11 protein-coding genes are annotated in these 13,674 nt (G+C 51.9%); 3 read left to right on the top strand and 8 right to left on the bottom strand.

The genetic code is table 11. The annotated features are described in order from the left end of the window. The first annotated feature begins 146 nt into the window (after positions 1 to 146). Positions 147 to 821, top strand: coding sequence for a GntR family transcriptional regulator (locus GW591_RS15645; RefSeq protein WP_041689163.1), 675 nt, complete (start codon positions 147 to 149; stop codon positions 819 to 821). Positions 822 to 976: 155 nt separating this feature from the next. Here GW591_RS15645 and GW591_RS15640 read toward each other — a convergent pair whose 3' ends face one another. From GW591_RS15640 to GW591_RS15605, 8 genes are all read right to left on the bottom strand, one after another. Further along, positions 977 to 2,101: a GGDEF domain-containing protein gene (locus tag GW591_RS15640; protein WP_013578004.1), complete on the bottom strand. Its 1,125-nt coding sequence runs from the start codon at positions 2,099 to 2,101 to the stop codon at positions 977 to 979. A gap of 272 nt (positions 2,102 to 2,373) precedes the next feature. Beyond that, on the bottom strand, positions 2,374 to 3,633 hold the full coding sequence (locus GW591_RS15635) for an aspartate aminotransferase family protein (RefSeq protein ID WP_013578003.1): 1,260 nt from the start codon (positions 3,631 to 3,633) through the stop codon (positions 2,374 to 2,376). An 11-nt stretch (positions 3,634 to 3,644) separates the two neighbouring features. Beyond that, positions 3,645 to 4,694 carry a phosphotransferase gene (locus GW591_RS15630; RefSeq protein WP_119262365.1) on the bottom strand — a complete coding sequence of 350 codons (1,050 nt, stop codon included), beginning with the start codon at positions 4,692 to 4,694 and terminating at the stop codon, positions 3,645 to 3,647. Next, positions 4,687 to 5,430: an SDR family NAD(P)-dependent oxidoreductase gene (locus GW591_RS15625; RefSeq protein WP_014416620.1), complete on the bottom strand. Its 744-nt coding sequence runs from the start codon at positions 5,428 to 5,430 to the stop codon at positions 4,687 to 4,689. Before GW591_RS15625 ends, GW591_RS15630 begins: the two co-directional genes overlap by 8 nt. A gap of 88 nt (positions 5,431 to 5,518) precedes the next feature. Beyond that, complete coding sequence (locus tag GW591_RS15620) at positions 5,519 to 6,346, bottom strand: ABC transporter permease (protein WP_131637575.1); 828 nt, start codon at positions 6,344 to 6,346, stop codon at positions 5,519 to 5,521. Between the two features lie 23 nt (positions 6,347 to 6,369). Continuing rightward, on the bottom strand, positions 6,370 to 7,635 hold the full coding sequence (locus tag GW591_RS15615) for an ABC transporter permease (RefSeq protein ID WP_166860949.1): 1,266 nt from the start codon (positions 7,633 to 7,635) through the stop codon (positions 6,370 to 6,372). Between the two features lie 170 nt (positions 7,636 to 7,805). Next, the gene (locus GW591_RS15610; RefSeq protein WP_013577998.1) at positions 7,806 to 8,834 is read right to left on the bottom strand and encodes an ABC transporter substrate-binding protein; all 1,029 of its coding nucleotides are present in this window, start codon (positions 8,832 to 8,834) and stop codon (positions 7,806 to 7,808) included. 277 nt (positions 8,835 to 9,111) lie between these two features. Further along, positions 9,112 to 10,380: a 4-aminobutyrate--2-oxoglutarate transaminase gene (locus tag GW591_RS15605; RefSeq protein ID WP_119262366.1), complete on the bottom strand. Its 1,269-nt coding sequence runs from the start codon at positions 10,378 to 10,380 to the stop codon at positions 9,112 to 9,114. Positions 10,381 to 10,526: 146 nt separating this feature from the next. Between GW591_RS15605 and pdxR the strand changes: the two genes are divergently transcribed. Beyond that, complete coding sequence (gene pdxR, locus GW591_RS15600; protein ID WP_166860946.1) at positions 10,527 to 12,083, top strand: MocR-like pyridoxine biosynthesis transcription factor PdxR; 1,557 nt, start codon at positions 10,527 to 10,529, stop codon at positions 12,081 to 12,083. A gap of 250 nt (positions 12,084 to 12,333) precedes the next feature. Then, a complete protein-coding gene (locus tag GW591_RS15595; protein WP_134705457.1) occupies positions 12,334 to 13,419 on the top strand; it encodes an ABC transporter ATP-binding protein in 1,086 nt (361 codons plus the stop codon). The last annotated feature ends 255 nt before the right edge of the window (positions 13,420 to 13,674 follow it).

Here is a 13,674-nt window from a genome sequence, read left to right as displayed (position 1 = left end):
GCATGATATCTGGCCAGGCAGTCGCTTCAAAAGAAAGAAAAGGCTGCCCCCGCCATCCTCACATTTGATGCATCATGTTGTATAATCGTTTTCCACGGCCTCTTCCCAACTCCGGGTATGCGCACTCTCATTGCTACGGTGAACTTTTGAATTATCCCATCAACTCAATTAATCACGCCTATCTGGGCAGCAGCGTTTACGCCACCTTGCGCGAGGCACTGATTACCGGCCGCCTGAAACCTAATGATCGTTTACGTATCCGCGAACTGGCCGAACAGGTGGGTACCAGTGTCACGCCGGTGCGGGATGCGATTTTACAGCTGGCCAAAGAACAGGCGCTGGAAATGCGTACCCCGAAAGACATCCGCGTACCGCAGCTCGATGAACAGCAATATCAGGAAATTCGCACCTTACGGCTGGAACTGGAAGGTCTCGGGGCGGAGAAAGCAGCGCAATCGGTAACGGAATATGAGTTGCAACGGATTACGCAGAATATTAAAGATAACCGCAAAGCCATCAGCAGCGAAGATTTGCCCGAAGCACTGCGCCTCAACAGCGAGTTCCATCTGATGCTCTCACAAAGTGCGCGGATGCCCCTTTTAAGCAATTTCATCGACAGTTTATGGATGCGCACCGGCCCGCTGATTGCACAGGCTTATGCTCATTTCTCACAACGTATGGCCATTGAACATCACGAAGAGATTTTGATTGCACTGCGTAAAGGCGACGGCGCAACCGCCAGGCGTGCCATTCAGGAAGACATTCTCGACGGCAGCCAGAAGATGGTCGAGTTTCTGAGCGTAAGTCGCAAAGTCCTGTAGCGTGCGTGCTAACGTATGCGCTGAGAAAAAAGGGTATTCAGGGGGTCTGAGATTATCTCGCGGACTCTTTTTAATGTATTAAGTGAAATCGCATTTATTTGACACATAGAAGAAAACATCAGCCAGCAGTATCTGGCATACTGTAACAACAGAAATTACCTGAGGATATCATTTTCAAAAACAACTTCATTTCTCTGACGCTTTGCCAGATAGAGATTCGTATCGGCTTTAGAAATGATTTCTTGTAATGTTGCATTCTGTTTCTCACACTGAGAGATACCGATACTTACTGATAAAGATAAATCATCAAGTTTTAAACTCTTCACTGAATGACGGATCCTGTTTGCGATTAATAATGCATCTGCAGGTGTGGTATCTTTAAGTATAACGATAAATTCATCGCCTCCCACCCTGCCAACAAAGTCAGTTCCACGTAAGCTCTTAAGTATTGTTTCAGCAATCAGAGAAATAGCCGTATCACCTTTGGCATGGCCATAGGTGTTATTCACGTCTCTTAAATGATCAAGGTCGATCACTAAAACACTAAAAGGCACATTATTTTTCTTGGATTTTTCTAATTCGTAACTTGCTTTCGCGTAAAATGCCTCCCTTCGTAAACATCCTGTTAATCCATCTTTAGATGCATATTCATTGAGGACCCGGAGATATCCTCCTGCTATTAATGACAGTAAATAGCTAATAACCATCGATAAAATGATAATAATTAATGCAGGCCAGACGTTCGAAAAATTCATTATAGATTTCGAGAAAGCGGGTTTTCCCAGAATGGAGTATTTACGTATTTTAACCCCGACTAAACTGTAGCCTTTATCATGCAAGGGTAAAATAGAAATGATGGTATTCTCATCAGCAAACCTTCCGATAGCAAATCCACGATTAGCACACACTTTATTTAATACAACGGGAATATTATGAGGCTGTATTTCTTTGACTGAAGTTAAAAACTCTCGGATTTTGGCGTTACATTCTTGCGGATTTCCTGACTTAGAGAACAGTAAAGTCTTAACTTGCACCTCAGTGTATTGTGAAGGATTCCTGATATAGTTTCCTGCTGAGATATCTCCTTGCAAATTATCTGAATCATAAAAGCTGCCCATATTTTGAATGTTATTAATATTGCCTTTCCACTCCTGAACATCCTGGCTGTACAATAAAGGGAAAATAATAAGTGAAGAGACCACACCACCAAATAAAACAAATGAAACAGGTTTTGTAAGTAACGGGAGTAATACTACCCACTTCCAACTTGAATAAATCATTCTTTACTCCCTGAGTAACCATCACATTCTTAATACATTCAAGTAATTTATAATTCCCTCATGTGATTTTAAAATACCACTCACCAGGTCTTCAACAAAGATCTTTTTGATAAAGAGTTAACTCTGTTTTTGTTATGAATTGACTAAGATTTTTAAATCGCTACATTCAAGACCCGACATTCAGTACCTCATCAGCTAAAGGCGCATACATTACGCGGATAGCCGATGTTCCTGAATTCTATAGCACATTCGGTTTCGCAAATGTGCGTTCCTTATCCCGGCATCTCCGCCAGCACGCTTGCCAGTGTTTGCAGCAACAGCGTCGCGTGTTCCGGCTGGAAGACCAGCGGCGGGCGAATTTTCAGGACATTCGCCGCCGGTCCCGTAGCACTAATCAAAACCTGTTTCTGGCGCATTTCATTGACGATAAATGCCGCCAGTTCCGGCGCAGGCGTATTGCGCTGATCGCTCACCAGTTCCACACCGATAAACAAACCGTCGCCGCGTACATCGCCGATGACCGGATAACGTTGCGCCAGTTTTTGTAGCCCTTCACGCAAGATTGCGCCGGTCATCTGCGCATTCTGCTGCAACTCTTCACGACGCAAAATCTGTAAAACGGCATGCGCGGCGCGGCAGGAAACCGGGTTACCGCCGAAAGTATTGAAATAGCGCTGACGGCGGCCAAATTCCGCGAACAGTTCCGGTCTGCCGACCAGCCCGGCGACCGGATGACCGTTACCCATCGGTTTGCCCAGACTGACCAGGTCAGGCGTCACGCCGTAGCGGGCGAATCCCCAGCGCTGGCTGCCGGTACGGCCAAAACCGGGCTGCACTTCGTCTGCGATAAATAATCCACCCGCCGCACGCACCAGCCCGACGGCGCGCTGCATGTCCAGCGGGTCCGGGCTGAATACACCATCACTGGAGAAAATCGTGTCCACTAACAGCGCCGCCGGTTTCACGCCCGCGTGTTTCATTTCTTCCAGCGCGCGCTCCACGCCCGCAGAGAATACGCCGGGATGGCGGAACGTGTCCGGCGCATCAGTCAGCCAGACATTTTTGCCTTGCTCAAACCCGTCACCAAGCGAGGGGGAAAGTTCTGCCAGCGCGCTGGTCACACCGTGATACGCCCAGCTCGTCACAATAACGCCCTGCCCGCCGGTAATTTGTCGTGCGACACGCAGCGCCAGATCGTTGGCTTCGCTGCCGGTGCAGGTCATGGTCAGGTTGCGCAGCTCAGGAGGAAACTCGGTCAGGAAATCTTCAGCAAATTCGACAATCGCATCATTCAGATAACGCGTGTGTGTATTGAGTTGCGCGGCCTGCGTGGTGATGGCTTCAACCACCGCCGGATGGCAATGACCGACAGACGCAACATTATTGTAAGCATCCAGATAGCGCCGCCCTTCGCTGTCATATAACCAGACGCCTTCGCCGCGCACCACATGCAGCGGTTCCTGATAAAACAGCCGGTAACCGCCGCCAAGAAATTGCTGACGACCTTCTAAAACCTGTTTCGGAGTGAGCATATAACGGCCTCTTATTTCTGTTCAAACGCGCATGACTGACGAAATATCAGGTCAGTCTGCGAAAACGGCAGCGCCATCAGACGCGATAAACTTCCCCATGCATGCACCTGATTACGCAAAATATAATCACGGTTTTGCGGATACAGCACCGCACGATGCTGGGCAATCAGCAGACTCAGCGCCAGTCGTGACGCCACCAGTTCCGGTAAAACATCCAGCTCGGCACCGGTGAGTTGCAAACGCGCGGTATACGCAGCAATCATCGGACGGCAATAGAGGAAAAGATCGTCGCCGTCGCTATCGAGCTGATAAGCCAGGGCGGTAGCCAGTTCGTTAATCAGGGGCGCGTGAAGGGCGTCACCGAAATCAATAATGCCCGCGAGACGCTGCGGATCAGCGCTGTTTACCAGAACGTTATGGGCATTCAGGTCATTGTGGATCACTTGTCTGCGCAACCGCTGGCTGGCCGGAACCACTTTTTGCCGGTGGGTTTCCAGCACGCGGGTAATGGTGCGGCGCTGCTCAGGGTCAGTGAGTTGCGTTAACCAGCCCTCGAGGCGTGACATGTCGCTGATGTCCCACAGCAGATCACGCTGTGCGCCGGGATGGTTAAAATCGCTCAGCGCGATATCCAGCCGTGCCAGCGTGTCGCCAATTTCCCGCATCAGCACCGCTGAACGCGACACCTGATATTGCGCGATACCGGGCAGATAACTGACGGCACGCAGTGTCAGCATTTGTCCGTCAACCGTCACCTGCGGCGTAAGTTCACCGTGGCGACTTTCCTGCAACCGTGGCACCGGCAACTGGCTGTCGCGTATCGCCAGATGGCTGAGAATGGCGGTCTGGAAAGCCACTTCTGCGGGCACTTCCGCCGGATTAACAAACCGCAACATGTAAGCGTGGCCAGGCCCCGTGGTCAGGCAAAAATTGCTGTCGCGTTCGCCGCCCAGCACCTCCGCTTTGCCTTCCAGCCCGTAAACCTGCGCAGCAATATTTTCTGCCTGCGACCTGCTGACACGCGGTACCTCCGTGGTGAGCAATGACGGCGCTTCAGACATGCTGACCGCCGTTCACATGTATTTCAGCGCCGTTCACGTAAGAAGCGCCCGATGTGCACAGAAAATGGATCAGTGAAGCGACTTCTTCAGCCTTACCCAGTCGCTGCAACGGCACGCTGCGCTCGACAATTTCCTGCGTGCCCGGCGAGAGGATCGCGGTATCAATTTCCCCCGGCGCAATGGCATTTACCCGTATGCCGTGCGGGCCGAATTCGTGTGCCATTTCGCGGGTCAGCGTCGAGAGCGCCGCTTTAGAACAGGCATAGGCCACACCGGCAAACGGATGCACTTTGCTGCCCGCAATCGAGGTTACGTTGATAATGCTGCCCTGTGCGGTTTTCAGTTCATCAAATAATCCGGTTGCCAGAATGGCGGTTGAAAACAGGTTGACGTTAAACACCTGCAACCAGGTGGCGTAATCACTGTCGAGCACACCGAGACGACCACCGGTAGGGGTTTTCGGTGAAATACCCGCGTTATCGACCAGCGCATCCAGCCGTCCGCCGAGGCGTTCTTTGATCATCGGCAGGGCTTTCTGCACGCTGTCGATGTCTTCCAGATCCAGGTGAATATGATTGAGAAAACCCTCTGCCCACGGACATTCATCCACCCAGTTCTGCCGCGATGCGGTGAAAATCCGCCACCCCGCAGCATAGAAATGTTTGACCGTCGCGTGACCAATGCCACGGCTTGCGCCGGTCAGCAAAAGCGTTTTTTTCTGAGTTGTGTCAGTCATGAGAAATGGCTCCCGTTACTTTTGATATTTGATGCATCAGGAATAATCAAAAAAAGAGGACCTGTAAAGTCCTCTGATGAATTTAACGTCAGTGTGTTGCCGTCGAATGACGCAGGCGTTCGCCACGGCGGCGCAGCAGTTCCATCACCAGCAGCAAAATCAGCGATGCACCGACCATCAGCGACGCCGCCGCCGCAATGGTCGGGTCGAGGTTTTCACGAATACCGGCAAACATCTGGATAGGCAGCGTGCGCTGACGCGGGCTGGCAAGAAATAACGTCACCACCACTTCGTCGAATGACGCCGCAAACGCAAACAGCGCTCCTGAGAAAACACCCGGCGCAATCAGCGGCAGCGTAACTTTACGGAATACGGTCCACGGCGACGCGCCGAGGCTGGCGGCGGCGCGGGATAAATTGCGGTCGTAATTTTTGAGTATCGCCACTACCGTGATCACCACAAACGGCACGCCAAGTAATGCATGTGCCAGCACCAGCCCGAGATAACTGTTGAGCAGGGATACGCGGGCAAAGAAGAAGAACATGCCAACGGCGATAATCACTACCGGCGCGATCATCGGCGAAATCAGAATGGCCATCACCAGTGATTTACCGCGAAATTCACCGCGCACCAGCCCGACCGCAGCCAGAACGCCGAGAAGAGTGGCGAGCAAAGTCGCCAGTGGCGCAATCAGCAGGCTGTTACCCAGTGAACTCAGCCATTCATTGGAATGGAAAAACGTCTGATACCAGCGCAGCGAAAAACCTGTCAGCGGATAGCTGAGAAACGAACCGGCGTTAAATGACAGCGGCACGATGATCAGCACCGGCACAATCAGAAACAGCAGGACCGCCGCACTGTAGAAATTAAAACACCAGCGCCATAACCGCAGGATTAACGCCCCTTTTTGTCTCATTGCGTGTTTCATCTTCGGGCTCCTTAATGCGCTGCAATTTCAGCTTTGGTGCGCGTAACGCGGATGTAAACGATGTACAGCAGCACCACAATCACCAGCAACTGACTGCCCAGCGCTGCGGCCATGCCCCAGTTCATGGTTGTATTGGTAAAGAACGCCACGAAGTAACTGACCATCTGATCGCCCGGACCGCCCAGCAACGCAGGCGTGATGTAGTAACCAATCGCCATCATAAACACCAGCAATGCACCGGCCGTGACACCCGCGTAGGTTTGCGGCACGTACACCCGCCAGAAGGCGGAGAAAGGATGCGCACCCAGTGAAATCGCGGCGCGAACATAATTAGGCGAAATGCTTTTCATCACCGCATATAAAGGAAGGACGATAAACGGCAGCATGATGTGCGTCATCGAGATATAAACGCCGAGGCGGTTGAACACCATCACCAGCGGGTGATCGATAATGCCGGTGGAAAGTAACGCCCGGTTAATCAGGCCGCCCGATTGCAACAGCACAATCCAGCTGGCCGTGCGGACAATCAACGACGTCCAGAACGGCAGTAACACCAGAATCATCAGCAAATTCGCGCGTCCGGAAGGTTGTTTTGCCAGCCAGTACGCCAGCGGATAACCCAGCACGACGCAGCAAATCGTCACCACCAGCGCCATCCACAATGTGCGCAGCAGCACGTTGACGTACAGCGCCTGATCCGGTGGCAGTGCGACAACTTTGCCAGTATCCACGTCTACCTTCCGGTCGAACGCCGACAATAAATAGAGAGAAGTCACCGGACCCGAAGCACGTTGCAGCGTCTGCCAGGTGCTGAGTTCACCCCACAGCGGCATGCTCTGGATTAACGGTTCACGGATCGCGCCCCCTCCCGCGGGTACGTGACGTAATGTGCCAGTGATCAGGCTGCGGTAACGGTTATCTTCGTAGCTTAAACGCTTGGCAATGCTTGCCATCTGACCGCTGCTGCGGGCATGACGCAAATCGGTGACCAGTGCAGTAAACGTCGCTTCATCCGGCACGGTTTTGCCGTCCCAGTGTGCAAGCTGCGCCACAGTTTCCGGCAGGGTTGCGCCCAGTTCCGGATTAGTCACACTCTTGCCCAGAATGGACGCAATCGGGAACAGAAAACTGACAATAACAAACAGCAACAGCGGCGCGATCAGCAATAAAGAACGACGCGTATACGCCGCTTCCACTTTACGCAGACGCTGACGCAATGTTGGCCCTTCTGCTGATTCCTCCGTCACCGGTGTGGTCAACATTTCGGTTTGACTCATGTTTTTCTCCCGCTGCGAGGTTTTTATGCTTTTATCGGGCTCACAGCCCAAAATCATTCGAGTTGCAGCAAGGCGGCGAACGAGACGGATCCCCGGGAGCATACTTGAGTATGTGACCGGGGTTCACGAGTGAAGCCAGCGCAGGTGCAGCTTGAAGGATGAAGGGCCGACTACTTAGAAGACCAGGCGTTGAACCGTTGCTCGAGATCTTCACCATGCTCAATCCAGAAGTGAGTATCTACCTGCAAAGCGCCTGCCAGGTTTTTCTCAGCGGTTGGCAGATTCTGAGCATATTTCGCGTCTATCATGCCGGTGACCGACTTCTCGGTCGGGCCATAGGGGATGGTTTCGGCAAAGACTTTCTGGTTTTCAGGTTTGTTGGCGAAGGCTATAAACTGTTCGGCCAGATCTTTGTGTTTGGAACCTTTGACAATGGCCCAGCTGTCGAGGTCGTAGAGACTGTTGTCCCAGACCATTTTGAAATCGTGGCCTTCACCTTGCGCGGCGCTGACGCGGCCATTATACGCAGAGGTCATGACCACATCGCCGGACACCAGCCATTGCAACGGCTGTGCACCGGATTCCCACCACTGAATGTTCGGTTTGATCTGATCAAGTTTTTTGAAAGCACGTTCAACGCCCGCAGGGGTTGCCAGAACTTTGTAAATATCTTCACGTTTCACACCGTCTGCCAGTAAGGCGATTTCCAGCGTGAATTTGGCGCTCTTGCGCAGTGCGCGTTTGCCCGGAAAATCTTTCACGTCCCAGAAGTCGGCCCAACTGGTTGGCGCTTTTTTCAGTTTACTGGCGTCATAAGTCAGCACGGTTGACCACAGGAAGATGCCCGCACCACATTCGGTGACCGCGCCCGGCACGTACTGCGTTTTGTCGCCCAGCTTGTTCCAGTCCAGCGGTTCGAACAGCCCTTCATCACAGCCGCGGATAAGCTCCGGGCTTTCCACTTCCACGACGTCCCAGCCAACCTGTTTGGTTTCAACCATGGCACGGATGCGCGCCATTTCGCCATTGTATTCTCCTGGCTCAATCGTGCCTTTTCCTGCTGCCGCAAAAGGTTTGTAAAATGCTTTGTCCTGGGCGTCCTTATTCAGGCCACCAAAAGAAATCACGGTCAGGGATTCCGCCTGAGCCTGAAACACCAACCCTGCAAGAAGCGTGGTAAGGGCTATTTTCTTGAACATGCTGTGACTCCTGGGTTAACGAAAAAGTAAGGAAAAACGCTAAGAGAACGGCATTGTTAAAAATATGATGCATCATATTTTATAATGAAGCATAAACCATGCCATTCCGGTTGAGTCCATCCGCCACGCACAGAACGGCGGGCGGACAGGGATTGAAGAGGCGTTATGTGATTTTTTTATGCCTCATGACACTCAGTTTCTTATTATTGGCACTGCTTTCGTGCATCTGTGCACTCTGTCTGAACGGCTAATCACTCAGCCCGATGCGCAGGTTTCCTCAGTCAGTCAGCACACGGGACAAAATTGCCAGGGCTTCTTTAAACTGCACATCAGGAATGGTCAGCGGATAAAGGAAACGGATCACGTTGCCATGCACACCGCAACTGAGCATCAGCAATCCGGCGTCCAGCGCTTTGCGCAGATACTGTTTGGTCAGTTCAGAAGAAGGTTTTCCGGTCACGGGATCGTTAAATTCGGCCGCCACCATTGAACCACGCGCACGGACATCCACCAGTGCCGCACAATTCGCTTTGGCTTTCCCGAGTACTTCAGTCAGCTCTGCACCGAGACGATTTGCGCGCTCGCACAATTTTTCTTCTTCGATGATATCCAGCACTGCCAGCGCAGAGGCCACGGCCAGCGGATTACCCGCGTAAGTACCGCCAAGGCCGCCCGGCTCCGGTGCGTCCATCAGCCCGGCGCGCCCGGTTACGCCCGAGATCGGCAAACCGCCGCCGAGGCTTTTCGCCATCGTGACGATGTCCGGTTTGGCATCGGGATAGTATTCTGACGCGAACATTTTACCGGTACGCGCAAAGCCGCTCTGTACTTCGTCGGCAATCATCACGATGCCGTGACGGTCACAGATTTCGCGCAGCCCTTTCACGAAATCTTCCGGCGCGATATTGAAACCGCCCTCGCCTTGTACCGGCTCATACAGGATCGCAGCAATTTGCTGCGGCGCGATATCGCTGCGAAAAATACGTTCAATACTGTCGAGTGCCATTTCAGTGGTGACACCGTGAACGGCGTTGGGATATTGGGCGTGGAAGACCGAGGCCGGGAACGGCCCGAAGCCCACTTTGTAAGGCACTACTTTGCCGGTCAACGCCATGGTCAGCAGCGTGCGGCCATGAAATGCACCGGAGAAAGTGATGATGCCCGGGCGACCGGTGGCGGAGCGGGCAATTTTCACCGCGTTTTCGACAGCTTCCGCGCCGGTACTGAAGAAAGTGGTTTTCGCTTTGCCGCTCACCGGAGAAATCGCGTTGATGCGTTCAGCCAGATTCACAAAGCTGGCATAAGGCACAATCTGGTAGGAAGTGTGTGTGAACAGGTCGAGCTGGTTGCGGATGGCTTCAACGATTTTCGGGTGACGATGTCCGGTGTTCAGAACCGCAATCCCGGCAGTGAAATCGATGTATTCCCGCCCGTGTTCATCCCACAGCGTGGCATTTTCTGCTTTTGCCGCATAGAAATCACACATGACACCTACACCACGCGGCGTCGCTTCTTTACGGCGTTTTTCCAGTTCACTGTGACTCATCTTTCGCTCCTGCCTTCAGGTTGATGTTTTATAGATTGCCGGTTGCGAGATGAACAATTTGTCGAATTAGCAATCTGTACTTGTTTTTTATCCCGCCAGCGGCTCTATAATCCAGAACCAGTTTCATTTATTTTGAGGATCCACTTTTGCGCTCATTGCTTTCTGACCTCATTTTGCAACGTCTCACTGAGCTTTCAGATGCCTGGCCCGGCACGCTGAACAAGCGGGTTTATCAGGCATTACAACAGGCTATATTTGATGGCAGTATTGCGCCTGGCAGCCGCTTGCCCGCCTCAAGAGACCTTGCCAAAGAACTGGATATTTCGCGCAATACGGTGCTGGCTGCCTACGAGCAGTTACAGGCCGAAGGCTACATTCAGACCCGCACCGGAAGCGGAACCTTCGTTCCCGCAGATTTACCGAAAGACGGCGTGATCGCCGATAAAACACCTCTGCGCTGCGCACCGGTTCGCAGCCATGTGTCACTTTCCAAGCGCGGTTCTCAACTGCTGACGCGTACCGGCGTTGCCTCGCATCAGTGGGGCGCGTTTATGCCCGGGGTTCCGGACGTCACAAAATTTCCGCATGACATCTGGCGTAAGTTGCAGAACCGTCTGAGCCGTCGTCTGCCGCCCGAATTCCTCACCTACTCCCGCCATGGTGGCTGCCCGCAACTGCAACATGCGCTGGCAGATTATTTGCGTATAGCGCGTTCTGTTGACTGCACGGCAGATCAGATCCTGATTACCGCCGGTACCCACCAGGCGCTGGATTTGCTGGCGAAAATGCTCTGTGACCCGGGCGATGTTGCCTGGATTGAGGAACCGAGCTACTGGGGAATCCGCAATGTGCTGACCATCAACGGCGTGGATATTCAGCCGGTGCCGGTGGATGAAAACGGGCTGAACCCGCCCGACAGCCCGCCACAGGACCGCGCACCTAAGCTGATATGCGTGACACCGTCACATCACTATCCGCTCGGTTCAGTGATGAGCCTGGCCCGACGGCAAAAAATTCTTGCCATCGCCAGCCAGCAAGGTAGCTGGGTAGTGGAAGATGATTACGACAGCGAATTTCGCTATTCGGGCAGTCCGATCCCCGCGTTGCAGGGACTGAGCAGCGATGCGCCGGTGATTTACATCGGTACATTCAGTAAAACATTGTATCCGGCAATGCGGATAAGTTATGTCGTCCTGCCGCGTCCGCTGGCCTCGCGCCTCAAAATTGCGCACTCCGAGTTGTACCGTGCCGGTAACGGACTGACGCAACTTACGCTTGCGGAATTTATTCGCGAAGGGCATTACGCCGCCCACATCCGCCGGATGCGATTGCTTTACGGCAGACGACGTAATGCCCTGATACGGCTTATCGGACAGGAACTCGGTCCGGAATTCCTGTGTGAAAACAGCAATGCCGGTTTGCATCTGATTTTGTCACTGCCTGATTCGATTGATGATGTGGCGCTGAGCGCAGAGCTGGAGCAGAAAAAAATTCTCACACGCCCGCTGTCGGCATATTACCTGCGCCCTGCCCCGCGGCGCGGGCTTTTGCTCGGTTACGGTTGCGTTCCTGAAGAAGAAATTGAAACGGCTTTCGGGCACATCGTGGAGTGTTTGCGACACAGGCTGCAAGCCGGTGGTGCAATCCCGGGGTCTGACCATAGGCTGCTGACCCTGCAAGGTGATTTGCCTGATCCTGCGTAAAACACAGATCTTACTGCTAGCAATAAACTCTTTTAAAATAAAAATAACAATAAGATTCATAAGCCTGCGAGATTTCTCTCAGGCTTATTTTTTGTGTTATTTTGTCAAAAAATGCTTGTTAGCGTCAGAAGCGGATGGTAAAGATTTTTAATAACGCCAGACAAACAATCCTTCTGAGGATGTTTTATGCACAAATTGTGCCGTGTCGCGTCATCCCATTTTCGATAATTTTATTTGCGGAGTGCCTGTGATGAGAACGTATGTCAGCTTCAAAAATATCAAAAAGAGTTACGACGGGGACAAGCTGGTAGTCAAAAACCTCAACCTTGATGTGCACGAAGGAGAATTTCTGACACTGTTGGGCCCTTCCGGTTCCGGCAAAACCACCAGTCTGATGATGCTTGCAGGTTTTGAAACGCCTACCCAGGGTGAAATCTTATTACGCGATAAACCTCTGCATAATTTGCCACCACATCAGCGAGATATCGGCATGGTGTTCCAGAACTATGCGCTTTTCCCTCACATGACCGTGGCGGAAAATCTGGCATTTCCACTGACCATTCGACGGCTTAATAAATCTGATATCAAAGAGAAAGTTGACCGCATTCTGGACATGGTCAAACTCAAATCTCTGGCTGACCGCTACCCTGCCCAAATGTCGGGCGGTCAGCAGCAACGTGTTGCGCTAGCCCGCGCACTAGTGTTTGAACCTAAGCTGGTGCTGATGGACGAACCCCTTGGTGCGCTGGATAAACAATTGCGCGAACATATGCAGATGGAAATTAAGCAACTTCATAAAATGTTGGATCTGACGATTGTTTATGTGACGCATGACCAGAGCGAAGCAATGACGATGTCTGACCGTGTTGCGGTGTTCAATGATGGTGTGATCCAGCAGATGGACAGCCCGAATGTGATTTATGAAAAACCGGATAATGCATTCGTGGCTCAGTTCATCGGCGAGAATAACAGCCTGCTGGCCACCAACAATGCTGCCGAAGGCGACTATTACCGCGCATCACTCGATGACGGCACTCAACTGCGTGCAGTAAAAATTCGCCCAAGCTCGCCGGGCAAAAAGATTTTGCTCTCTATTCGCCCTGAGCGTATTCACGTAAATAATCCGCAACCCGGAATGGAACAGGTGAAGGCAAGAATTCAGCAATTCATTTATCTGGGTGATCACGTACGCATGATGACGGAAGTGGCCGGTCAGGATAATTTTATGGTTAAACTTTCTGCGGCTGCAATGAATCCAGGGTGGAAGCCAGGTTCCGAAGTGCTACTTTCCTGGCAACCTGAACATCTCCGGGCACTTGATGTTGTCACGCATTAATCACCTGATCATGTGATTGTATGATTGTATGATTGTATGATTGTATGATTGTATGATTGTATGATTGTTGAATCCTAAGATTCTTTATCTTGGGATTCAATGATTACCAGATGTCAGGATTCACTATACCTATATTCTTCTATCTCCTCATCTTGCACTCTCAGAATCCTGAAATCCCTGCATCTTCGAATCCGGTGATTTGCTATTCCCACTATCTTTTAATCCCAATATCTCTGAATCATTTGTACAGGTGAA

This window comes from Rahnella aceris (genome assembly GCF_011684115.1).
Lineage (GTDB): Bacteria > Pseudomonadota > Gammaproteobacteria > Enterobacterales > Enterobacteriaceae > Rahnella > Rahnella aceris.
Note: the sequence above shows the minus strand (reverse complement) of the source record. Positions and strands in the feature narration are given on the sequence as shown.

Bases quoted from the DNA above. Each gene is read 5' to 3' on its own strand.
- GW591_RS15640 (WP_013578004.1), bottom strand. From the start codon at position 2,101: ATGATTTATTCAAGTTGGAAGTGGGTAGTATTACTCCCGTTACTTACA.
- GW591_RS15635 (WP_013578003.1), bottom strand. From the start codon at position 3,633: ATGCTCACTCCGAAACAGGTTTTAGAAGGTCGTCAGCAATTTCTTGGC.
- GW591_RS15630 (WP_119262365.1), bottom strand. From the start codon at position 4,694: ATGTCTGAAGCGCCGTCATTGCTCACCACGGAGGTACCGCGTGTCAGC.
- GW591_RS15625 (WP_014416620.1), bottom strand. From the start codon at position 5,430: ATGACTGACACAACTCAGAAAAAAACGCTTTTGCTGACCGGCGCAAGC.
- GW591_RS15620 (WP_131637575.1), bottom strand. From the start codon at position 6,346: ATGAGACAAAAAGGGGCGTTAATCCTGCGGTTATGGCGCTGGTGTTTT.
- GW591_RS15615 (WP_166860949.1), bottom strand. From the start codon at position 7,635: ATGAGTCAAACCGAAATGTTGACCACACCGGTGACGGAGGAATCAGCA.
- GW591_RS15610 (WP_013577998.1), bottom strand. From the start codon at position 8,834: ATGTTCAAGAAAATAGCCCTTACCACGCTTCTTGCAGGGTTGGTGTTT.
- GW591_RS15605 (WP_119262366.1), bottom strand. From the start codon at position 10,380: ATGAGTCACAGTGAACTGGAAAAACGCCGTAAAGAAGCGACGCCGCGT.
- GW591_RS15595 (WP_134705457.1), top strand. From the start codon at position 12,334: ATGAGAACGTATGTCAGCTTCAAAAATATCAAAAAGAGTTACGACGGG.